The sequence below is a fragment of the Actinomadura sp. 21ATH genome, from assembly GCF_041951345.1.
GTDB lineage: Bacteria > Actinomycetota > Actinomycetes > Streptosporangiales > Streptosporangiaceae > Spirillospora.
The window spans coordinates 138421-160685 of record NZ_JBGNUR010000010.1; the positions used below are offsets into that span (position 1 = coordinate 138421).

The 22265-nt window shown below is 75.6% G+C and carries 20 protein-coding genes; 10 read left to right on the top strand and 10 right to left on the bottom strand.

Annotated features, from left to right (window positions below; all coding sequences use genetic code 11):
• Positions 1–116: 116 nt before the first annotated feature.
• From ACA361_RS26785 to ACA361_RS26800, 4 genes are all read right to left on the bottom strand, one after another.
• Positions 117–794 carry a DUF899 domain-containing protein gene (locus tag ACA361_RS26785; protein ID WP_375016217.1) on the bottom strand — a complete coding sequence of 226 codons (678 nt, stop codon included), beginning with the start codon at positions 792–794 and terminating at the stop codon, positions 117–119.
• Positions 795–870: 76 nt separating this feature from the next.
• Positions 871–1491 carry a 5,6-dimethylbenzimidazole synthase gene (bluB, locus tag ACA361_RS26790; protein ID WP_375016219.1) on the bottom strand — a complete coding sequence of 207 codons (621 nt, stop codon included), beginning with the start codon at positions 1489–1491 and terminating at the stop codon, positions 871–873.
• 43 nt (positions 1492–1534) lie between these two features.
• Positions 1535–2185, bottom strand: coding sequence for a response regulator (locus tag ACA361_RS26795; RefSeq protein WP_375016221.1), 651 nt, complete (start codon positions 2183–2185; stop codon positions 1535–1537).
• 4 nt (positions 2186–2189) lie between these two features.
• Positions 2190–3548, bottom strand: a complete 1359-nt coding sequence (locus tag ACA361_RS26800; protein WP_375016222.1) for a sensor histidine kinase — start codon at positions 3546–3548, stop codon at positions 2190–2192.
• Between the two features lie 129 nt (positions 3549–3677).
• On the opposite strand from ACA361_RS26800, the gene ACA361_RS26805 reads away from it, so the two are divergent.
• The 3 genes from ACA361_RS26805 (at position 3678) to ACA361_RS26815 (ending at position 9833) form a co-directional block, all read left to right on the top strand.
• Positions 3678–4760: a Clp protease N-terminal domain-containing protein gene (locus ACA361_RS26805; RefSeq protein ID WP_375016224.1), complete on the top strand. Its 1083-nt coding sequence runs from the start codon at positions 3678–3680 to the stop codon at positions 4758–4760.
• Positions 4761–4809: 49 nt separating this feature from the next.
• Positions 4810–8205, top strand: coding sequence for a DUF4132 domain-containing protein (locus tag ACA361_RS26810; RefSeq protein WP_375016225.1), 3396 nt, complete (start codon positions 4810–4812; stop codon positions 8203–8205).
• 137 nt (positions 8206–8342) lie between these two features.
• A complete protein-coding gene (locus ACA361_RS26815; protein WP_375016227.1) occupies positions 8343–9833 on the top strand; it encodes a sigma-70 family RNA polymerase sigma factor in 1491 nt (496 codons plus the stop codon).
• A gap of 30 nt (positions 9834–9863) precedes the next feature.
• On the opposite strand, the gene ACA361_RS26820 is transcribed toward ACA361_RS26815, so the two are convergent.
• Entirely contained in the window at positions 9864–10586 is a 723-nt protein-coding gene (locus tag ACA361_RS26820) for a CAP domain-containing protein (protein WP_375016229.1), read from the bottom strand.
• Between the two features lie 197 nt (positions 10587–10783).
• On the opposite strand from ACA361_RS26820, the gene ACA361_RS26825 reads away from it, so the two are divergent.
• The 4 genes from ACA361_RS26825 (at position 10784) to sigJ (ending at position 14390) form a co-directional block, all read left to right on the top strand.
• Complete coding sequence (locus ACA361_RS26825) at positions 10784–11617, top strand: lysostaphin resistance A-like protein (protein ID WP_375016231.1); 834 nt, start codon at positions 10784–10786, stop codon at positions 11615–11617.
• Positions 11614–12768 (top strand): sensor histidine kinase, encoded by a 1155-nt coding sequence (locus ACA361_RS26830; RefSeq protein ID WP_375016233.1) that lies wholly within the window; start codon positions 11614–11616, stop codon positions 12766–12768. Before ACA361_RS26825 ends, ACA361_RS26830 begins: the two co-directional genes overlap by 4 nt.
• Positions 12765–13424: a response regulator gene (locus ACA361_RS26835; protein WP_375016235.1), complete on the top strand. Its 660-nt coding sequence runs from the start codon at positions 12765–12767 to the stop codon at positions 13422–13424. The genes ACA361_RS26830 and ACA361_RS26835 overlap by 4 nt, the downstream gene beginning before the upstream one ends.
• Before the next feature lie 78 nt (positions 13425–13502).
• On the top strand, positions 13503–14390 hold the full coding sequence (gene sigJ, locus ACA361_RS26840; RefSeq protein WP_375016237.1) for an RNA polymerase sigma factor SigJ: 888 nt from the start codon (positions 13503–13505) through the stop codon (positions 14388–14390).
• A gap of 32 nt (positions 14391–14422) precedes the next feature.
• On the opposite strand, the gene ACA361_RS26845 is transcribed toward sigJ, so the two are convergent.
• From ACA361_RS26845 to pdhA, 3 genes are read right to left on the bottom strand one after another with little or no spacing between them, the layout of a single operon-like run.
• The gene (locus ACA361_RS26845) at positions 14423–15679 is read right to left on the bottom strand and encodes a dihydrolipoamide acetyltransferase family protein (RefSeq protein ID WP_375016239.1); all 1257 of its coding nucleotides are present in this window, start codon (positions 15677–15679) and stop codon (positions 14423–14425) included.
• Positions 15676–16725: an alpha-ketoacid dehydrogenase subunit beta gene (locus ACA361_RS26850; protein WP_375016241.1), complete on the bottom strand. Its 1050-nt coding sequence runs from the start codon at positions 16723–16725 to the stop codon at positions 15676–15678. Before ACA361_RS26850 ends, ACA361_RS26845 begins: the two co-directional genes overlap by 4 nt.
• Before the next feature lies 1 nt (position 16726).
• The gene (gene pdhA / locus ACA361_RS26855; RefSeq protein WP_375016243.1) at positions 16727–17833 is read right to left on the bottom strand and encodes a pyruvate dehydrogenase (acetyl-transferring) E1 component subunit alpha; all 1107 of its coding nucleotides are present in this window, start codon (positions 17831–17833) and stop codon (positions 16727–16729) included.
• A gap of 120 nt (positions 17834–17953) precedes the next feature.
• Between pdhA and ACA361_RS26860 the strand changes: the two genes are divergently transcribed.
• On the top strand, positions 17954–18475 hold the full coding sequence (locus ACA361_RS26860) for an Lrp/AsnC family transcriptional regulator (RefSeq protein WP_375016245.1): 522 nt from the start codon (positions 17954–17956) through the stop codon (positions 18473–18475).
• A gap of 25 nt (positions 18476–18500) precedes the next feature.
• Here the strand turns inward: ACA361_RS26860 and ACA361_RS26865 are convergent, their stop codons facing one another.
• Positions 18501–18806, bottom strand: a complete 306-nt coding sequence (locus tag ACA361_RS26865; RefSeq protein ID WP_375016247.1) for an EthD family reductase — start codon at positions 18804–18806, stop codon at positions 18501–18503.
• Position 18807: 1 nt separating this feature from the next.
• Positions 18808–20868, bottom strand: coding sequence for a phenylacetic acid degradation bifunctional protein PaaZ (gene paaZ / locus ACA361_RS26870; protein WP_375016249.1), 2061 nt, complete (start codon positions 20866–20868; stop codon positions 18808–18810).
• A gap of 108 nt (positions 20869–20976) precedes the next feature.
• On the opposite strand from paaZ, the gene paaA reads away from it, so the two are divergent.
• Together paaA and paaB are read left to right on the top strand one after the other, a co-directional pair.
• A complete protein-coding gene (gene paaA, locus ACA361_RS26875; protein WP_375016251.1) occupies positions 20977–21963 on the top strand; it encodes a 1,2-phenylacetyl-CoA epoxidase subunit PaaA in 987 nt (328 codons plus the stop codon).
• On the top strand, positions 21960–22265 hold the full coding sequence (paaB, locus tag ACA361_RS26880) for a 1,2-phenylacetyl-CoA epoxidase subunit PaaB (protein WP_375016253.1): 306 nt from the start codon (positions 21960–21962) through the stop codon (positions 22263–22265). The genes paaA and paaB overlap by 4 nt, the downstream gene beginning before the upstream one ends.

A 22265-nucleotide genomic window follows, 5' to 3' on the forward strand; every position in this document is an offset into this window, starting at 1 on the left:
CATTGGTGGAAATTACAGGAAACCGCCTTGAATGCCGCCGTACGTCGCGTTCGAGTGCGCGGACCCGGGCGGCTACCGGATCCAGGCGTACTGGGAGCCGCCGCGGGCGTCCCAGGTCATTCGCCGTAGCGGGCGTACTGCTCCGACGGCCACCAGTGGCTGTACGTCGGGGCCTGCGGCCAGCCCTCCGGGACGTCCTGCCACTCCTCCTGGCGGCCGTACGGGAGCAGGTCGATCAGCGGGAACGTGTGGCTCAGCTGCTCGGTGCCGCGGCCGTCGGTGTGCCAGGTGCGGTAGACGGTGTCGCCGTCGCGCAGGAAGACGTTGACGGCGAAGCCGGCGCCGGGCGGGGCGCCCATGTCCGCGCCGAACGGGCTGCCGGCGGTCGAGTACCAGTCCATCGCGTTGCCGACGCGCCGCTTGTACTCCAGGGCCTCCCCGATCTCGCCCTGGGTGACGATGACGAAGCGGGCGTCGTACTCGTCGAGGAACTCCAGCTTCCAGAACTGGGACGTGAACCCGGTGCATCCCGGGCACTGCCACTTCTGGCCGGGGTTCCACATGTGGTGGTAGGTGATCAGCTGGCTCTTCCCGCCGAAGACGTCGGCGAGCCGGACGGGGCCGGACGGGCCCTGGAGGGTGTACTCCGGCAGCCGCACCATGGGCAGCCGGCGGCGCTCGGCGGCGATGGCGTCGAGCTCCCTCGTGGCGGCCTTCTCGCGGGCGCGCAGCTCGTCGAGCCGGGCGCGCCAGGTCTCCGCGTCGACGACGGGCGGCAGTGGCTTGGAGGTCATCTTGGCATCTCTCCTCACTACGGTCCTCGTTCCATGCAGACCGGGCGGGGGAGCGAAACTCATCGGCGCCGGGGTCTCACCAGCGGTCGTGGTGGAGGACGGCGCCGAGCGGGCGGCGCCGGCTCCAGCCGTGCCGTTCGAGGTCCGGCACGTCCTGGAGGCGGGCGACGGGGCCCACGCACAGCCAGGCGACCGGCCGGATCCCCTCGGGGATGCCGAGCAGGTCGCGCAGGAACGGCTCGCGGTAGAACGACACCCAGCCGACGCCCAGGTCCTCGGCGGTGGCGGCGAGCCACAGGTTCTGGATGGCCAGGCAGACCGAGTAGAGGCCCGCGTCGGCGATCGCGTGCCGGCCGAGCACGGCCGGGCCGCCGCGGGCGGGATCGTAGGTCACCACGATCGACAGGCCCGCCTCCAGCACCCCGTCGATCTTGATGCGGCCGAACCGCTCCGCGGCGGCCGGGTCGAGGGACGCCGCGAAGACGTCCCGCTCGTGCCGCACGTGCCGGTGGAAGTCGCGGCGGACGGCCGGGTCGCGGACGACGACGAAGTCCCACGGCTGGGACAGGCCGACGCTGGGCGCGGCGTGCGCGGCCGCCAGGATCCGGTGCAGGACCTCGTCGGGGACCGGCTCGCCGGTGAACTCGGCGCGCACGTCCCGGCGGCGCCGGATGGTCTCGTACAGGTTGGCGCTCATGGCAGGCTCCCGCCGGTTCGGGCCGCCGCGGAGGCGGACGGGTTCAGTGGTCCGCGGTCAGGCCCGCGTCGTGCGCCAGGATGGCGGCCTGGACGCGGTTGGCGCAGTCCAGCTTGGTGAGGATGCGGCTGATGTGCGCCTTCGCGGTGCCCGTGCTCATGTAGAGCCGCTCGGCGATCTCCGCGTTCGACGACCCGGCCGCGACCTGCGCGAGCACCTCGCGTTCGGTGGCGGTGAGCCGCTCGATCCGGCGCGCGGCCTCGGCCCCGGCGCCGGACAGCAGGTGGCGCTCGATCAGCCGGCGGGTGATCCGCGGCGCCAGGATCGACTCGCCGGTGGCGGCGATCCGCACGGCCTGGATGAGGTCGGCGGGCCCGGTGTCCTTGAGCAGGAACCCGACCGCGCCGGCCCGCAGCGCCTCGGCGACGTTGCGGTCGTCGCCGAACGAGGTGAGCATCGCGACGCTGGTCCGCGGGGACGCGCGGACGATCTCGGCGACGGCGGCGAGCCCGTCCCCGCCGGGCATGTGCACGTCCAGCAGGGCGACGTCGACCGTGCGCTCCCGGCAGGCGCGGACGGCGGCGGGCCCGTCCGGGACCTCGGCCACCACCTCGATGTCGTCGGCGTGGTCGAGGATGAGGCGGACGCCCGCTCGCATGAGCCGCTCGTCATCGGCGATGAGGGTCCGGATCATCCGGTCATTGTAGGAGCGCCGTGGCGGCCAGCAGTGCCAGCCCGCCGGCGACCGGGACCAGCGCCAGCAGTCCCAGGCAGCCGGCGCCGAGCGCGCGGGGCAGCGTGAGCGCCTCGGCGTCCAGCGGGGGCGCGGGCTCCTCCCGCGCGGGGCTGGGCTCCGGCACCGGCACCGGCACGGGCGGATGGCGGGGCAGGTCGGCCGCGACGCGGAACCCGCCCTCAGGTGTGGGGCCGGTGGCGAGCGTGCCGCGGATCAGCGCGACGCGCTCGTCCAGGCCGACGAGCCCCCGGCGGGTGCCGGGCGGCCGCGGGCGGCGCGCGCCCGGCACCGGGCCGTTGACCACCAGGACCCGGACGCGGTCGCCGTCCCCCGCCACCTCCACCCGGGCGCGCGCGGCCGGGGCGTGCTTGTGGACGTTCGTCAGCCCTTCCCGGACGACCCGGTGCAGGGCGTGCCGGGTGCGCGGGTCGGCGCCGTCCAGGTCCGGCCCGGTCCAGGCCAGCTCGACGCCGACGCCCGCGCGCCGCGACTCCTCCACGAGACCGGCGATGTCGGAACGGGTCCCGGTGCCCGCGTCAGGGTCGCCGGAACCGGTCTCCAGGGTGTCGCGCAGGACGCCCAGGATGTCGCGCAGCTCGGACATCGCGGTCGCGGCCGTGGTGCGCAGGAGTTCGGCCTGGCCGCTGAGGCGGGGCGCGTCCTTCGCCGCGCCGAGTTCCAGCGCTCCCGCGTGCATCGAGATCAGGCTGAGCCGGTGCCCGAGCATGTCGTGCATCTCGGCGGCGATGCGCGCGCGTTCCTGCATGCGGGCCTTCTCGGCGGTGAGCTCCTGCGCGCGTTCCAGGTAGTCGTTGCGTTCCCGCAGCAGGCGGACCAGCGGCCGGCGGCGCCCCAGGAGGCTTCCGGAGAGCGCGGGGAGGACGAGCAGGAGTACGGCGTTCAGCGCGTGGGCCGCGAGCAGCCCGGCCCACCCGTACGGCTCGTCCGTCCCGGCGGCGAGCAGGAGCAGCAGGCCGGCGCCCGTGGCCGCCGCCACCGCCGCCCACAGGCGCCGGGCGGGACGGGCGCGCCGCGCCGCCGAGAAGGCGACGAACGGCAGGACGGCCATCGCCCCGATGTTGTCGGCGGCGAGCACCGGCGCCGTCGCCAGCAGCGTCGCGGCGGGCCGGCGCCCGCGGGCGGGGACGAGCAGCGCCGTCCAGCACGCGACCGCCGCGTTCACGGCGATCCGGCCCGGCGACGGGGATCCGGGCGCGAGCTGGACGAGCCCGGCGGCGAGGGCCAGCGCGGTGAGCGCCGCCTCGCGGGCGGCGAGGGAACGGGCCCGTTCGACCAGCGGGGAAATGTGCGGACACCTCATCTGCCAGGGGGACGACCTTCCCGCCCATGATGGCCGATCGGCCAGGGGGTCTGGCCGATCGGCACATGCCCCGGCGCCGGGGGCGTTCCTAGGCTGCGAAACGCCCGATCACCGAGAGAAGGGACCGACATGCGGCCGGAACCGTGCCTCGCCGCCGACGCCTCCCGCGAGTTGCTGGAGCCGCTGGTGCGGACGTTCGACCGGGCCTTCCGGCTCGGCCTGCCGGGCGTGGGGACCGAGCACCTGCTCTTCGCGCTCCTCAAGGGCGAGTCCGCGGCGATCGGCGTGCTGGCCCCCAAGGCGGGTGCCAAGGGCGCGCTGATGGGCGTCATCGCGGGCAAGGGCCCCGACCACTGGCTCAGCGCGGACGGCGGCGCGGGCACCCCGGCCCCCGAGGCCGCGGCACTGCTGCGCGAGGCGGAGTGGTCGGCGCGCGAGCGCCGCGAGGCGCGCGGGAAGGACGATCGGCCGGGCGTCCCGCCGTCCGGGGCGCTCGCCGCGGCGGTCGATCGCGCGCTCCGGGCCGCCCGCGAGCTCGGCGTCGGGCGGGCCGGCCCCGCCCACCTCCTGATGGGGCTGCTGCACGACCCCGGCAACCGGGCGAGCGAGGCCCTGCTAGAGCGGGGGCTGGGCAGGGAGGAGGTCCTCGCCCGGCTCGCCGTCCACCCGAGCGCCCGCGAGGAGGGCACCCCGCACGCGCCCGCCGTCGACGGCCTGCGCAACATGGGCCTGCTGACCGGGCGCGGCAAGTACTGGGGCGGGCTCGCCGCCAAGCTGGCCGGCGGCGGCCTCGGTTCGCCGGTGGTGCCCAGCGTCCGGCTGGAAGCGGACCGCCAGGCCGCACGGCTCGGCCATCCCGACGTGACGACCGTGCACCTGCTGGTGGCGATGCTCGTCCTGGACGAGCAGCTCGCGGCGTCCGGCGACCGGCTCCGCGACGGGCTGCTCCGGTTCAACGGCGCGGCCGCGCTGCTGCGCGAGCGGGGCGTCACCTCCGCGGCCGTGGCGGCGGCCGCCGCGACGGCCGGGGGCGGCCCCGCCTGGAGGGCGGTGACCCGTGCGCGGCTGCTGTCCAAGGAGCGCGGCGACGCGTCCACCGGGACCGTCCACCTGCTGGCCGCGCTGCTGGACGACCCCGACGACCCGTGCGGGCCCCTGCTGGCCTCGGCCGGCGTGGACACCGCGGAACTCCGCCGGACGCTCGCCGTGTGAAGCCCGTTTCGGCGGCTTTTGTCGGGCGGCTGCCCTACGTTTGCGTCGCATGAGTGATCAGCGCGACGGGTCGCGGGCCGAGGACGTTCTGGTGCTGCCGGCCGATCTGCGGCGGCGGCTGCATCCGCGGCGGGGCGGCCACCCCGGCCCGGTGGTCAGGATCGCGGCGGACGCGGCGGAGCGGCTGCGGCAGGAGCGCGCGGAGCGGTGGAGCGACCCCGAGCCCCTGCTCGCCAGGGCGGTGCCCGGCCCGGAGTGGGCGGACGCCGCCCGCCGCTACCTCGGCGGCGCGGCCGACCCGGCGGGCGCGGCGGTGACCGCCCTGCTCCCGTGGAAGATGGAGCGGACGGCGCCCGGCGCCGGTTACCCGGACGACTGGATCTGGAAGGACGGCGCCTGGGCGCGCAAGGACGGCGCCCCCGCCGTGGAGATGGGCGAGGCCGAGCACGACTGGATCCGGAGCCGGTACGGCTGGTCCAAGGGCACCGTCGCTCCCGACGAGGCGGTGGAGCCGCAGCGCGGGCTCGTGGACGCCTGGAGCGCGGAGCATGGCGTGGCGTTCGCGGCGTGCGCGCTGGTCGAGCTGAGCACCCTGGAGGCGCTGTGGGTCGCCGGCGGGCGGATCCGGCTGCGGGCCGGCGCGCAGCTCTGGCTCGACGAGGAGGCCGCGCGGCGCATGCGTTCCCTGCTGGCCGCGGCCGGTGACGGCGACTACCGGGAAGCCGAGGAGCGGCTGGCGGAGCACCGCCGGACGCTCCGGCAGAAGGCCGTGGTGTCGTACCTGCTGCCGACGCGGCCGGACTGGCGGGACGAGAGCCAGGAATGGCTGGACGACCGCTCGTACCGGACGGAATGGCTCTGCGCCGTGATCGGCGACCCGGAGCGGCAGGCGGTCGCGGACGCGCTGAGCTACGAGGACCACCGCCTGGACCTGCTCGTCACGCTGGCCGATTCCGCCGGCGCCGGCGCTCTTCCGGTGCTCGCGCGGGGCCTCGAACGCGCCCACGACCCGGCCGAGCGCAAGCGGCTGCTCAAGGTGATCGGCCTGCTGCCCTCCGACGGGGCGTTCCGGCTGCTGCTCGACCTCGCCGCCGACGACCGGCACGCGGAGCGCGCGCTGAACGAGGCCGCGACCAGGTTTCCGGCGCGGGCGCTGCGGCTGCTGGCCGCGGCGGGCGACCCCGACCGGCTCGCCGACCACGTGCGGGCCCGCCCGGAGCTGGCCGCCGCGCTGCTTCCCGGCCTCCCGGACGCGTCCCGGACGGCCGTCGAGACGGTCGTCGCGGCCGAGCCGCGCGTTCCGGAGGCCGGCCCGGACGAGCTGCCGGAGCCGCTGGCCCGGCCGCCGTGGACCCGCGGGCGGAAGGCGGCGGGGCCCGCCGCCGTCGCCGGGCTGGACCCGCCCGCCGCGCGGCGCATGGCCTGGAAGGAGGGCGAGCGGGAGGCATGGTCCGCTCCCGTTCCCGCCCCCTACCCGTCGGACTTCGACCCGGTGCGTGCCGACTGGGGGGACGTGGTCCACCGGATCCGGGTCCGCGGCCTCATCTGGGCCCAGCACGCCGAGCCGCTGATGCTGGGACCCGACGAGGTGATCCGGCCGCTGCTCGCCGGCTGGGCGGGCCGCACCTCGCTGGACGACGGCGACGTCCCCTGGATGAAGTGCGTGGTGGGCCGGTTCGGCCCGGACGCCCGGGGAGTGGCGCTGAGCGCCGCCCAGGACGACCCCGACGCCTGCGCGGGCCTCCTCCTCCCGTACCTGGACGCCGAGGTCGCCGCGCTGATGGCCGGCTGGCTGGACCGGAGGAAGGCCGCCCGCCGCACCGCGCTCGCCTGGTTCGGCCGGCACGGCGCCGCCGCCGCCCGGCTGCTCGTCCCGGCGGCGCTCGGCGCGGCGGGCCGCGAGCGCGGGCGGGCCGAGCGGGCGCTGCGGCTGCTGGCCGGCCGGATCGGCGCGGAGCCGGTCGCGGCGGCCGCGCGGGAGTTCGGCGACGCGGCGGCGGCCGCGGTCGAGGCGCTGGTGTCCGACCCGCTGGGATACCTGCCGGGCAGGATGCCGTCCGTGGGGGAGTGGGCCGCGCCCGGCGCGCTCCCGCAGATCCTCCTTCGCGGCCGGGACCGGGCGCTGCCGGCCGCGGCGGCCGGCCACCTGATCACGATGCTGGCGGCGTCGCGGCCGGGCGAGGCGTACCCGGGGATCGGCGTGGTGCGCGAGCTGTGCGACGCGCGCTCGCTGGCCGCGTTCTCGTGGGCGCTGTTCGAACGGTGGGAGGCGCACGGCGCGCCCGCCGCGGACGGCTGGGCGCTGGACCAGCTCGCCTGGCTCGGCGACGACGGGACGGTCCGCGCGCTCGCCGCCGCGATCGTCGAGTGGCCCGGCGACGGCGGCCACCAGAAGGCGGTGAAGGGGCTGGACGTCCTCGCCGGGATCGGCACCGACGTGGCGCTCATGCATCTGGACGGCATCGCCCGCCGGGTCAGGTTCAAGGGGCTCAAGACCCAGGCCCGGGCCCGGATCGCGGAGATCGCGGCGGACCGCGGGCTGACGCCCGAGCGGCTCGCCGACCGGATGGTCCCGGACTTCGGGCTGGACGGCGACGGGAGCATGGTGCTCGACTACGGGCCGCGCCGGTTCACGGTCGGCTTCGACGAGGCGCTCGTCCCGTTCGTCCTCGACGCGGACGGGCGGCGGCGCAAGGCGCTGCCGCGTCCCGGGGCGGCGGACGATCCCGACCTGGCCCCGGCCGCCCACGAGCGCTTCGCCTCGGTCAAGAAGATGGCCAGGGCCGCCGCCGCGGACCAGATCAGGCGGCTGGAGCGGGCCATGGTCATGCTGCGGCGGTGGTCCGCGGCCGAGTTCCGGGAGCTGTTCGTCGCGCATCCCCTGGTCTGGCACATCGCCCGCCGCCTCGTCTGGCTGGCCGAGGCGGACGGCGCCACGACGGCGTTCCGGGTCGCGGAGGACAGGACGTTCGCCGACCTGCGCGACGACGCGTTCACGCCGCCCGCCACCGCCTCGGTCGGCATCGCGCACCCGCTGGACCTGGGCGCGGACCTCGCGGCCTGGCGGGAGGCGCTGGAGGACTACGAGATCATGCAGCCGTTCCCGCAGGTCGAGCGGGCGACGTACGCGCTCTCCGCGGAGGAGCGCGGCGGCCCGGGCCTCACCCGGTTCGAGGGCCTGGACGTCCGCACGGTACGGGTCCTCGCCCTGCGCCACCGCGGCTGGGAGCGCACCGGCTACGCCGAGATGTCCCGCGCGCTCCCCGCCGGCGGCCGCGCCGTGCTCGACCTGGACCCGGGCCTCGGCTCCGGCCGTCCGGACGACGAGCCCGAGCAGCGCCTCGGCTCCGTCCGGCTGGTCCCCGGGGGCGGCTTCGGCGATCTGGACCCGGTGACCGCCTCGGAGATCGTCGCCGACCTCGCCGCGCTCACCGCCGCGCCCTGATCCGCTGCGCCGGATGTGGGGATTTGGGAGAGTGTGGCGGCTTTCTGTAATCCGCACGCGGCCGGCGGGTCTCCTGCGAGGCGGCCGGACGCACCCGGTGCCCAGGGGACCGGGAGGAGAGGTGGGCGGAGGTGGGCGTGGAGGACCTCGATCGGCTCGTGGCGGCCGCGCGGGCCGGGGACGCGGCGGCGCGCGAACGGCTCGTCCACGAGTACCTGCCGCTGGTCTACAACGTGGTCGGCCGCGCGCTCGACGGGCACGCCGACGTCGACGACGTCGTCCAGGACACCATGGTCCGGGCGCTGCGCGGGCTGGGCGGCCTGTACGACCCGGCGCGGTTCCGGCCGTGGCTGATCGCCATCGCGATGAACCAGGTCCGCCGGCGGTGGCGCACCCAGCGGGAGCGGCCCGTGCTCGCTTTGGACGACGCGGCCGCGCGGGCGATGGACCCGGTGCCCGACTTCGCCGAGACGACGATCGCCCGGCTCGGGCTGACCGGGCAGCGCCGGGAGGTCGCCGCGGCCACCCGCTGGCTGGACGGGTCCGACCGCGAGCTGCTGGCGCTGTGGTGGCAGGAGGCGGCCGGGCTCCTGACCAGGGCGGAGCTGGCCGAGGCGGCCGGGCTGCCGGCCCGGCACGCGGCCGTGCGCGTGAAGCGGATGAAGGAGCGGCTCGACACCGGCCGGATGATCGTCCGGGCCCTGGCGGCCGAGCCGGCCTGCGCCGGGCTGGCGGCGGTGACGGGCCCGTGGGACGGCGTGCCGGCGCCGCTGTGGCGCAAGCGCATCGCCCGGCACGTCCGGGACTGCCGGGCCTGCCGCGGGCGGCGGAAGGGGCTGGTGCCCGCCGAGGCGCTGCTGGCCGGCCTCGCCCTGGTGCCCCTCGTCCCGGCGGTGGCCGGGACGGCGCCGCGCGAACTGGTGGCGGCGGCGTCGTCCCTGCCGGATCTGCCCGCGGACGTCTCCGGCGGAGCGCTCGGCGGCCCCGGGGGCTCCGGCGGGCATGGGCTCCGGCCGCCCGGCGGCGGCCGTACGGTGGCGGCCCTCGGCGCGGCCGCCGTGCTCGCGCTCGCGGCCGTCACCGTCATCGCCTGGCCGGACGAGCCGGAGCGGGCGGTCGCGGTGCCGCCCGTACCGGACGCGAGCCGGGCGACCACCGCGGCCCCGTCCAGGAGGCCGGCACCGAAGGCGAGCAAGCCGACTCCCCGCGAGACGCCGCGGCGGACCCGGCCGCCCGCCGCCGGGCCGAACCCGGAGGCCGACGTGATCAGGCTGGTGAACGTCCAGCGGGTCCGGCGGGGCTGCGCTCCGCTGCGGGCCGACCGGCGGCTGACCGCGGCCGCCCGCCGCCACTCGGCGGACATGGCCGGCCGCGGCTACTTCGGCCACACCGGCCCCGGCGGCCCGGGCCCGGGCGAACGGATCGACGCGACCGGGTTCCGCTGGAGCGCCTGGGCCGAGAACATCGCCAAGGGCCAGCGGTCCGCGTCCGCCGTGACGACGTCGTGGATGGAGAGCCCCGGGCACAGGTCCAACATCGTGAACTGCCGGTTCAGCCGGGCCGGCGTCGGGCGCGCCGCCGGCCCGGGCGGGCCGTACTGGACCCAGGTCTTCGCCGCCCCGCGCTGAACAGGCGGCGGGGCGGCGAGTGCGGAAGGCTCAGCGGGCTCCGAAGACTTGCGTCCAGTACGGGGTGCCGCCCTTGCGGGCCAGGCCGATCCCGATGTTCTTGAACGAGCAGTTGAGGATGTTCGCCCGGTGCCCGGAGCTGTTCATCCAGGACGAGACGACGCTGGCCGGCGTCCGCTGCCCGGCGGCGATGTTCTCGCCGTAGGTGGACCAGCGGTACCCGGCGGCGGTGATCCGGTCGCCCGGGCCCTTGCCGCCGGGGCTGCTGTGGCTGAAGTAGCCGCGGGCGACCATGTCGGCCGAGTGCCGCTGGGCCGCGGTCCGCAGCCTGCTGTCGACGGTCAGGGCGGCGCAGCCCTTCTTGCGGCGCTCGGCGTTGGTCAGCGCCACGACCTGCCCGGCCTCGGACGAGGGCGCGGCCGCCGCCGACCCCGGCGACCGTGACGTGGCGCGCGTCCTGCGCGGAGCGGTCTTCGCCGCCTTCTTCTCGGACGTCTTGGCGGTCCTCTTCTTCGGCTTCGGCTCGGGAGCGGGCGAGGACGCGGCCGGCTCGGGAGCCGTGGCGGGGTCCGTGGCCGCGGGGGCCGGCCGCTCCGTCCGGTCCGCCGCCGCTGCCGTGGACCCGGAGGACGGTTCGGTGCCGCAGCCGGCGGCGGCGATGGCGACCGCGGCCAGCGGGGCGACCGCCCATCGCGCGGTGGCCGTTCCGCGGCCGCCGTTCCGCCGGCGGGACGGCGTTGCGTTGTGATCCATGCCCTGGGAGACCCCGCCCCCGGAGCACGATTACCGAAACTCCGGAAATTTCCGTTGAGGCCCGCCCGATGCGCGCCGTCCCCCGAGAGAGCTACCGGCAAGTGTCCACCGGACGGTGACGATTTCGAACCGCCCGGATCCATAGCGTTATCCCCGGTTCGCGGTACTAGGCCGCGAGATCTGGTGGAAGGGTCGATATGCGTTTTCTGAAGCAGCTCGTGGCCGTCGGGGTGGTCGCGTTCGCCGGGAGCGCCGCCGTCGGCGCGGTCGAGGGGAACGCGGTCCTCACCCTGCTCCTCGGCCTCGCGTCCGCCGTGCTGGCGCTGCTCACGTACGCCTGGGTGGTACGGCGGACCGAGCGCCGCGAGCCGGCGGAGGTCGCGACGAAGGGCGCCGCCGGCGGCCTCGGGCGCGGGATGCTGATCGGTACCGGGATGTTCGGTGCGGTCATCGCGAACCTCGCCTTCCTCGGCCACTACCGCGTCGACGGCTTCGGCTCGGCGGTCGGCCCGCTCGCGCTGCTCGGCTTCATGGCCGCCGCCGCGGTGACGGAGGAACTGCTCTTCCGCGGCATCCTCTTCAGGATCCTTGAGGAACGCGTCGGCACGTACGTGGCGCTGGGGCTGACCAGCGTCCTGTTCGGCCTCTCGCACCTGGGCAACGAGAACGCCAGCCTGTGGGGCGCCATCGCCATCGCCATCGAGGCCGGCGCCATGCTCGCCGCCGCGTACGCCGCCACCCGCAGCCTGTGGCTGCCGATCGGCCTGCACTTCGCCTGGAACTTCGCGGGCGCCGGGATCTTCGGTACCGCCATCTCCGGCAAGAACGGCGCCGAGGGCCTGCTGGACGGCGTGACGTCCGGATCGTCCCTGATCACCGGCGGTGACTTCGGCCCGGAGGGGAGCCCGTACGCCGTGCTGTTCGGCGCGCTGCTGACGGTCGTGTTCCTGTGGCTGGCCCACCGGCGCGGCAACGTGGTTCCCGTACGGCGCCGCGACCGGGCCGCCGCGACCGCTACCCTCGCCCAGTGATCGATCTTCGGCGGGCCCCGGACCTCTGGCGGCGGTGCGACGTCACGGTCCGGGACGCCCCGATGGCGCTGTTCCTGCTGGCCGGATCGCTCGTCCCGGCACTGCACGGATTCGGGACGCACATCGGTGACGTGCCGACCCGCCCCTACGACGCCCTGGCCGTCGTGGCGGTCGCCCTCCAGTGCGCCCCGCTCGCCGGGCGGCGCCGGTGGCCCGCCGCCTCCCTCGCCCTGGTGGCGCTCGGCTTCGCCATCGACCAGCTCTCCGGCTACCACGCCTTCGCGGGCACCGCGCTGCCCCTCGCGCTGATCAGCGCGGGCGCGCACCTGGAACGCCACCGGTACGTCATCGGGGCCCTCTTCGCCCTGGCGTACGTACCGCTGGCGATCGCCCTCGACCGGCCCGGCACCGGCGACGGGGTCGAGGACTTCGTGACGTTCGGCCTCGCGCTGGCCCTCGCGTGGGGCATCGGGGCCTGGCTGCGCTCCACCCGGACCGCCGAGGCCGAGCGCCGCCGCCGCGTCGCCGAGGCCACCCGTACCGCCGAGCGCACCCGCATCGCCCGCGAGCTGCACGACGTCGTGACCCACCACGTGACGGCGATGGTCGTCCAGGCGGAGGCGGCCCGGTACCTGACCGCCGCGCCCGACCGCCTCGACGCGACCCTGACCGCCGTCACCGACACCGGCCGGCGGGCCATCACCGACCTGCGGCACCTGCTCGACCTGCTCAACCCCGACCACGGCACCGGCGACCGGACGCCGTCCGCCGGCGACCTCGGCGCGCTCGTCGACCAGACGCGCCGGGCCGGGCAGCCGGTGGAGTTCACCCGGGAGGGCGAGCCGGCGGAGTCGGGCGGCAGCGCCGAGCTCACGACCTACCGGGTCGTGCAGGAGGCCCTGACGAACGCCCTCAAGTACGCCCACGGCAGCCGCACCGTGGTGCACGTCCGCTACGGCGCGAAGGAGATCAGCGTGGAGGTCAGCAACGACGGGTCCGGCTCGGGGACCGCGTCCCCCGGCGGGAGCGGGCGCGGCCTGGCCGGGCTCGGCGAGCGGGTGGAGGCGCTGGGCGGCGAGTTCGGCGCCGACCCGCGGCCGGACGGCGGCTTCGCCGTCCGCGCCCGGATCCCCGCCGGGAACCCGTCGTGACCGCGCCCGTCCGGGTCCTGGTCGCCGACGACCAGGCGCTGATCCGCACCGGCTTCTCGACGATCATCGACGCCCAGCCCGACCTGGAGGTCGTGGGCGAGTGCGGCGACGGCCGCGCCGCCGTCGACCTCGCCCGCCGGCTGGAGCCGGACATGGTGGTGATGGACGTCCGGATGCCGGTGCTCGACGGCATCGAGGCGACCCGGCTGCTGGCCGGCGCCGGCGTCGCGGACCCCGTCAAGGTGCTCGTCGTGACGACGTTCAACCTGGACGAGTACGTGTACGAGGCGCTGCGCGCCGGCGCGAGCGGCTTCCTGCTCAAGGACGCCCCGCCGGCGCAGCTCCTGCACGGCATCCGCACCGTCGCGACCGGCGCCGCGCTGCTGGCCCCCGAGGTGACGCGGCAGCTCGTCGGCCGGTACGCGGCGCGGATCCGGCCCGCCGAGAGCACGCCGGACGGCATCGCGCTGACCCCGCGCGAGCTGGAGGTCCTGCGCCTCATCGCCAACGGCCTGTCGAACGCCGAGATCGCCACGACGCTGGTCATCAGCCCGGAGACGGTCAAGACGTACGTGTCGCGCATCCTGACCAAGCTCGACCTGCGCGACCGCGTCCAGGCGGTCGTCTACGCCTACCGCACCGGCCTGGTCACCTGACCCCGTGCCCGCCGTCCGGTCACATCCGCGCCGTCCCGCACGTCATGCCTGTGACCATGGAGCGACGGAGGTACCGGCATGAACGAGCGTGATTTCCTGGGCGAGCTGTTCGAGGAGCACCGCACGCACCTGAAGGCGGTGGCGTACCGGATGCTGGGCTCGCTGGCCGAGGCCGACGACGCCGTCCAGGAGGCGTGGTTCAGGCTCGCGCGCTCCGACACCGCCGCCATCGACAACCTCGGCGGCTGGCTGACCACCGTCGTCGGCCGGGTGTGCCTGGACATGCTGCGCTCGCGCCGGCTGCGGGGCGAGACGCCGCTGGAGTCGCGGCTGCCGGACCCGGTCGTCCGGGAGCAGGCCGCCGACCCCGAGCACGAGGTGCTCATGGCCGACTCGGTCGGGCTGGCGCTGCTGGTGGTGCTGGAGTCGCTGAACCCGGCCGAGCGGCTGGCGTTCGTCCTGCACGACATGTTCGGCATGCCGTTCGAGGAGATCGCCCCGATCGTGGACCGCACCCCGGCCGCGGCCCGCAAGCTCGCCAGCCGCGCCCGCCAGCGGGTCCGGGGCGCGGCCCCCGAGCCCGACCCGGACCCGGTCGCCCAGCGGCGGGTGGTCGACGCCTTCCTGACCGCCGCGCGCGGCGGCGACCTGGAGGGCCTGGTCGCCATCCTGGACCCGGACGTCGTGCTGCGCGCCGACAGCGGCCGGGCGCTCCCCGGCGGCATGCGGGTGCTGCGCGGCGTGGAGGCGGTGTCCGGCCAGGCCGCCACGTTCCGGCGCATGGCCACCGCCGCGGAGGCCCGTCCCGTCCTGGTCAACGGGGCGGCGGGCCTGGTCAACACCATCGACGGCCGGCTCATCTCGATCATCAGCTTCACCGTCACCGAGGAGAGGATCACCGCGATCGACATCCTCTCCGACCCGGACCGCCTCGCCCGCCTCGACCTCACCGCCCTGGAACCCTGACCACCGCGCCCGTCCCGCGCGTCCCGCACGTCCTACGTGTGGGCGAGCAGGACGGACGGGTTCTCGACGCGGTCGGCCACGTGGCGCAGGAAGCCGCCGGCCGTGCCGCCGTCGCAGACCCGGTGGTCGAAGGTCAGCGAGAGCTGGACGACCTTGCGCGCGACGACCGCGCCGCCGGTGGTGACCCAGGGCCGGTCGGCGATGCGGCCGACGCCGAGCAGCGCCGCCTCCGGGTGGTTGATGATCGGGGTGGAGCCGTCCACGCCGAAGACCCCGTAGTTGTTGAGCGTGAACGTCCCGCCGGTGAGCGCCGCGGGCGGCAGCGAGCCCGAGCGGGCGAGGCCGGTGAGGCGGGCCAGTTCGGCGGCGAGCCGGGCGGTCGTCATGAGGTGGGCGTCCCTGACGACCGGGACGACGAGGCCGCGGTCGGTCTGCGCCGCGAAGCCGAGGCCGACGTGCCCGTACCGGACGATCTCCGCGCGGCCGGTGTCGACGGACGCGTTCAGCTCCGGGAACCGGCGCAGGCCGTCCACGCAGATGCGGGCCAGGAGAGCGAGCACCCCGATGCCGAGGTCGGGGCAGGACCGGCGCAGCTCGTCCCTGGCGGCGAGCAGGCCGGTGGCGTCGACGTCCACCCAGGTCGTGGCGTCGGGGATCTCGCGGCGGCTGCGGCTCAGCTTGTCGGCCACCGCCCGGCGGACGCCCCGCAGCGGGATCCGCTCGTCCGCGAGCGCCGGGGGCGCCGAGGGGGCCGGGGGCTCGGGCGCGCGGGTGGTGATGGCCCGCTCCACGTCGCGGCGCAGGATCACCCCGCGCGGGCCGGTGGGGGTGACGGCGGCGAGGTCCACGCCGTGCTCGGCGGCGATCCGGCGGACGAGCGGGGAGATCACGCGCGGTGCCCGCGCCGGCCGGGTACGGGCGGCGCCGCGGCGCCTCCTGCGCGGCTCCGGCGCGGCGCCGGTGCCGTAGCCGATCAGGACGTTGCCGGAGCCGGCCCGCTCCTCCTCGCGGTACCGGGCCGCGGCCGGGTCCGCGCGCCCGCCGACCTCGATGAGGGGCGCGCCGACCGCGAGGACGGTGCCGGCCGCCGCGTGCAGCTCCAGGACCGTGCCGGCGTACGGGACGGGCACCTCCACGGCCGCCTTGGCCGTCTCGACCTCCACCACGATCTGGTCGATCTCGACCGTGTCGCCGACCGCGACCTTCCACTCGACGATCTCGGCCTCGGTGAGTCCCTCGCCGAGGTCGGGCAGCCGGAACACCTGCCCGGCGGGAGCCGCCGCCGTCATGACGCCTCCTCGCGGGGCGACGGCCCGCCGGCGACGGAGAAGGGGGCCAGATGGCGGACGTCGGGCTCGTCGTCGAACTGGAGCCGGTCGACCGCGTCGAGGATCCGGTCGGCGTCCGGCAGATGGGAGTGCTCCAGCTTCGGCGGCGGGTACGGGATGTCGAAGCCCGTGACGCGCAGCACGGGCGCGGCGAGCGAGTGGAAGCAGCGCTCCTGGACGCGCGCCGCGATCTCCGCACCCACGCCCGCGAACCCCTGCGCCTCCTGGACGACCACGCAGCGCCCCGTCCGCCGCACCGAGGCCACCACGGTCTCGTCGTCGAACGGGACGATCGTCCGCAGGTCCACGACCTCCAGGTCGAGGCCGTCCCGGGCCGCGGCCTCGGCGGCCTGGAGCGCGACCGGGACCCCCGGCCCGTACGCGACCAGCGTCGCGTCGCCGCCGGCCCGCCGTACCGCGGCCCGGCCGAAGCCCGCCGCGCGCCGCTCGCCGGCGGCGGTCTCGCCCTTGGACCAGTAGAGCCGCTTCGGCTCCATGAACACGACCGGGTCGGGGTCGGCGATCGCGTCGCGGAGCAGCCAGTACGCGTCGTCGGGCGTGGCGGGCGTGACGACCTTCAGGCCCGGGGTGTGGGCGTAGTACGCCTCGCTGGAGTCGCAGTGGTGCTCGACGCCGCCGATGCCGCCCGCGTACGGGATCCGGATCACCATCGGCAGCGGCATCCGGCCGCGGGTGCGGTTGCGCATCTTGGCCACGTGCGAGGCGATCTGCTCGAACGCCGGGTACGCGAACGCGTCGAACTGCATCTCGACCACGGGCCGGAAGCCGCCCATCGCCATGCCCACGGCGAGGCCGACGATCCCGGCCTCGGCGAGCGGGGTGTCGAAGCAGCGGTCCTCGCCGAACTCGGCGGTGAGCCCGTCGGTGACGCGGAAGACGCCGCCGAGCGGGCCGACGTCCTCGCCGAAGACGAGGACCCGCTCGTCCTCGCGCAGCGCGTCCCGCAGCGCGGCGTTGAGCGCCCCCGCCATCGTCATCGCGGTCATGTCAGTCCTCCCGGGCGGCCAGCTCGGCCGCGAGCAGGTCGCGCTGCTCGCGCAGCTGCGGCGTCGGGTCGGCGAAGACGTGGTCGAACATCTCGTACGGGTCCGTGGCCGGCTCGGCGCTCATCGCGTCCCGGAGCCGGGCGGCGAACTCCTCGGCGGCCTCGCGCGCCGCGGCGGCGCCGTCCGCGCCGAGCAGCCCGCGGCCGCGCAGGTACGCCTCCAGCCGGGCGAGCGGATCGGCCGACTCCCACTCCTCGACCTCCCCGGCGGGCCGGTAGCGGGTGGGGTCGTCGGCGTTGGTGTGCGCGTCCATGCGGTAGGTGTGCGCCTCCACCAGGAACGGCCCGCCGCCCTCCCGCGCGCGCCGCACGGCCGTGTCGAGGACGGCCAGCACCGCGACCAGGTCGTTGCCGTCCACCTGCTCGGACCGGACGCCGTACCCGATCCCCTTGTAGGCGAGCGCGGGCGCGGCGGTCTGCTTCGCCAGCGGGACCGAGATCGCGTACCTGTTGTTCTGGACGAGGAACACGACGGGCGCGTTGAGGACGGCGGCGTAGTTGAGCGCCTCGTGGAAGTCGCCCTCGCTCGTCCCGCCGTCGCCGACGAACGCCATGACCACGGCGTCCTCGCCCTTGCGGCGCAGCGCCTCGGCCATCCCGACCGCGTGGACCGTCTGGGTGGCCAGCGGGGTGCACTGGGGCGCGACGCGGGCGGCGGCGGGGTCGTACCCGCAGTGCCAGTCGCCCCGCAGCAGCGTCAGCACCTCGACGGGGTCGAGGCCGCGGGCGACGAGGGCGACCGAGTCGCGGTACGTCGGGAACAGCCAGTCGTCCGCGCGGAGGGCGAGCACGCCGGCGATCTGGCACGCCTCCTGCCCGCGGCTGGACGGGTAGACGGCGAGCCGGCCCTGCCTGGTCAGCGCGGTCGCCTGCCGGTCGAAGCGGCGGCCGGTGACCATCCGCCGGTAGGCGTCCAGGAGCCGCCCGTCCTCGGGCGCCGGGTAGCCGGCGGGCGGTTCGACGGCGGTGCCGTCCTCGGCGACGAAGCGGACCGGTACGGGCGACGGGAGGAGACCGTCGGCCACCTGGCGATCTGTCCGCACGGGCATGGCGGCGCTCGCTTTCTCTGGACGTTTGTCACGAGAAGCGTCCGCTCTGCTCGCCAAGCGTTCAAGACTCCCGGCACAATGAGCGACGGACGGCCTTCGGGCGGGCTTCGAGGAGGCCATATGTCGATCGACGAGGGCCCGGACGGGGGCTGGCCGGGACGTTCTGCCGGCCGCCTGGACGAGGTGGACCGCGCGATCATCGCGGAGCTGCTGCGCGACGGCCGCATCTCGGTGCGGGCCCTCGCCGAGCGCGTCCACATCTCCCGCGCCAACGCGTACGCGCGCCTCACCCGGCTGACCGGCGACGGGGTGATCACCGGCTTCACCGCCGAGCTGGCGCCGGAGCGGGCGGGCCTCGGCACGAGCGCGTACGTCTCGGTCACCATCGAGCAGAACTCCTGGCGCGCGGTGTCGGCGCGGCTCCAGGAGATCCGGTACGTCGAGCACTTCGCGATGGTCGGCGGCGACTACGACGTCCTGGTCCAGGTGCGGGCGCCGGACAACGCGGCGCTCCGGCACGTGGTGCTGGAACGCATCCAGGACATCCCCGGCGTCCGCGCCACCCGTACCTGGCTGGTGTTCGACGAGGCCCGCGGCCGCGGCGCGGACTGGGCGCCGCGGCCGGAGCGGCGGGGAGAGTAGGGGTCGGGTAGGGGGTGGGGAGGAGTCAGGCGAGCTTCTCGTGGACCTCGCCGGAGAACATGACCACGGACGCGACCTCGTAGGTCGCCGCGTCCTCGCCCGCCGCCTTCATCTCCGGGCTGCCGAGCGCGGCGTCGAGGGCGTCGGCGTCGTCGAACCACAGCTCCGCGACGAGGTACGGGCCGGCGCCGCCGAGCGCCTTCGGCCGCGTCAGCGTGAACGACCTGATCCCCGGCAGGGCACGGACGAGCGGCACGTGCACGGCCTCGTAGCGCTCGTCGAAGGTCGCCGGGTCGGCGGGGGAGAAGTACTGGACGGTGAGACGGTGCATGTCAGGTCTCCGTTGACTCGGCGGGCCAGGTCTTGGCCACGAGGGTGAGCACATCGTAGGTGGCGACCGCCGCGCCCTCCTGGTTGGCCACCACGGCGTCCCAGCGGACCTCCCCGTAGTCCGCGCCGCCGCGCGGGGTGATCTGCTTGACGGTCAGGGTCACGTCGATCGTGTCACCCGCCTTGACCGGTGTCAGGAAGCGCAGCGCGTCCACGCCGAAGTTGGCCAGGACGGGCCCGGGCGCCGGGTCGACGAAGAGGCCGGCGGCGAGCGACACGACGAGGTAGCCGTGCGCGACGATGCCGCCGAACAGCGGGTTGCGGGCGGCGGCCTCGGGGTCGGTGTGCGCGTAGAACGTGTCGCCGGTGAACTCGGCGAAGTGGCCGATGTCGTCCAGCGTGACCGTCCGCTTCGCGGAGGCGATCGTGTCGCCGATCCGCAGCTCGGCGAGGGACTTGCGGAACGGGTGGACGTCCGTCCCGGTGCGCGCCGCGCCCGCCGTCCAGCGCCCGGTGACGGCGGTGAGCAGGTCGGGGGACGCCTGGACGGCGGTGCGCTGCATGTGGCGCAGCACCCCGCGGACGCCGCCGAGCTCCTCGCCACCGCCGGCGCGTCCCGGCCCGCCGTGGACGAGGACGGGCAGCGGCGAGCCGTGCCCGGTGGACTCCTCGGCGTCGTCGCGGTCCAGGACGAGGACGCGGCCGTGCCACGGCGCGAGCCCGAGCACGACGGACCGCGCGACGTCCGGGTCGTGGGTGACGACGGACGCGACGAGGCTGCCCTTCCCGCGGGCCGCCAGCGCGACCGCCTCGTCCAGGCCGCCGTACGTGAGGACGGTGCTGACCGGCCCGAACGGCTCCACGTCGTGCGGTTCGGCGGCGCCGGGCCGCGCGCGCAGCACGAGCGGGGCCATGAACGCGCCGCGCTCGGCGTCGCCGTCGAGGAGGGCCGCGCCGGTCCCGCCGGCCGGGTCGCCGATGACGACGTCGGCGCTCGCCCGCAGCGCCTCGACGGCCTTGCGGACCTCGTCGCGCTGGCCGAGGCTGGCGAGCGGCCCCATCCGCACGTCCTGGTTGCGCGGGTCGCCCACGGTCACCTTCGCGAGGCGGTCGGCGAGCGCGTCGGTCACCGGCCCGGCCATCGCCTCGGGGACGAGCACCCGGCGGATGGCGGTGCACTTCTGCCCCGCCTTGACCGTCATCTCGGTCACGACGCCCTTGACGAACAGGTCGAACTCGGGGTCGTCCGGGCGGACGTCGGGGCCGAGGACCGAGCAGTTGAGGGAGTCGGCCTCGACGCCGAGGACGACGCCGCCGTCCAGCACGTTCGGGTGGCGGCGCAGGATGCCCGCGGTGTGCGCGGAGCCGGTGAACGCGACGGAGTCCTGGACGGTCAGCGCGTCCAGCAGCCCGCCCGCGCCGCCCGCGAGGAGCTGGAGCGTGCCCTCGGGCAGGATCCCCGACTCGATGATCTGCCGGACGGCCGCCGCGGTCACGTACGCGGTCTGGCTCGCGGGCTTGACGATCGTCGGCAGCCCGGCGAGGAAGGCCGGGGCCAGCTTCTCCAGCATCCCCCAGACGGGGAAGTTGAAGGCGTTGATCTGGACGGCGACGCCCGGCCTGGAGGTGTAGACGTGCTGCCCGGCGAACGTGCCGCCCTTGCCGAGGCGCTCCGGGCCGCCGTCCAGGACGATGGTGTCGTTCGGCAGCTCGCGCACGCCCTTGCTCGCGTAGCTGAAGAGGGTGCCGATGCCGCCGTCGACGTCGACGGCCGTGTCGCGCGCGGTGGCGCCGGTCCGGGTGGACAGCGCGTACAGCTCGTCCTTGCCCGCCGTCAGGTGCTTGGCCAGCGCCTTCAGGAGCGCGGCCCGCTCGTGGAAGGTCAGCGACCGCAGCGCGGGACCGCCGGTCTCGCGGGCGTGCCGGACCATCGCGGGGACGTCCAGGCCCTGGGCGGAGACGCGCGCCACCTCCTCGCCGGTGGCCGCGTCGAGCAGCGGATCACCGCCGCCGGCCGCCCGGAACCATCGTCCGGCGGCATAGCTCTCCAGCAGCTCGCTCACGTGGCCTCCTCCATCGGTCGCCATCGGGTGTTGCGCGGGAGCGTCCTCCCGTGTCACGGTATTACTGACCGAGCGATAAGTAAATAAGCCCGACGGTCCGGAGGGACGATGACCACGACACCGGCGGAGCCCGCCCGGCACGCTTCGAGGGAGGCGCGGCTGCAGGCCGCCTTCGACGCCACCATCGCGCGCAACGACCGCATCGAGCCGCGCGACTGGATGCCCGACGCCTACCGCCGGACGCTCGTCCGCCAGATCGCCCAGCACGCCCACTCCGAGATCATCGGCATGCAGCCCGAGGGCGCCTGGATCGGCCGCGCCCCATCCCTGCGGCGCAAGGCGATCCTGCTGGCCAAGGTCCAGGACGAGGCCGGGCACGGGCTCTACCTGTACTCGGCGTGCGAGACCCTCGGCGTCTCCCGCGCCGAGCTGACCGAACTGCTGCTCGCGGGGAAGCAGAAGTACTCGTCGATCTTCAACTACCCGACGCCGTCGTACGCCGACGTCGGCACGATCGGCTGGCTCGTCGACGGCGCCGCGATCTGCAACCAGGTCCCGCTCTGCCGCACCTCCTACGGCCCGTACGGCCGCGCGATGATCCGCATCTGCAAGGAGGAGTCGTTCCACCAGCGGCAGGGCTACGAGCTGCTGATGACGATGATGCGCGGCACCGACGAGCAGCGCGCCATGGTCCAGGAGTCGGTCGACCGGTTCTGGTGGCCGTCCCTGATGATGTTCGGCCCGCCCGACGGCGCGTCACCCAACAGCGCGCGATCGATGGCGTGGGGCGTCAAGCGGAACTCCAACGACGAGCTGCGGCAGCGGTTCGTCGACATGACCGTCCCGCAGGCCGAGGCGCTCGGGGTCACGCTCCCCGACCCGGAGCTGCGCTGGAACGAGGAGCGCGGCCACCACGACTTCGGCGAGCCCGACTGGGACGAGCTCGCCGCCGTCATCCGCGGCGACGGCCCCTGCAACGCGGAGCGGCTCGCGCACCGCCGGGCCGCCCACGAGGACGGCGCGTGGGTGCGCGAGGCCGCCACCGCGTTCGCCGAACGGTCCGCGCGGGCCGGGCGGCAGGAGGCGGTCCGATGAACGAGCCGAAGAGCGCGGGCCGGGCGGAGTGGCCGCTGTACGAGGTGTTCGTCCGCGGCAAGCGCGGGCTCAACCACGTCCACGCCGGGTCGCTGCACGCCCCCGACGACGCGATGGCGCTGCGGCACGCCCGCGACGTCTACACCCGGCGCAACGAGGGCGTGAGCATCTGGGTCGTGCGGGCCGACGCGATCACCGCGTCCAGCCCCGACGAGAAGGACCCCCTGTTCGCGCCGAACGGCGACAAGGTCTACCGGCACCCGACGTTCTACGAGATCCCCGAGAACGTCCCCCACATGTGA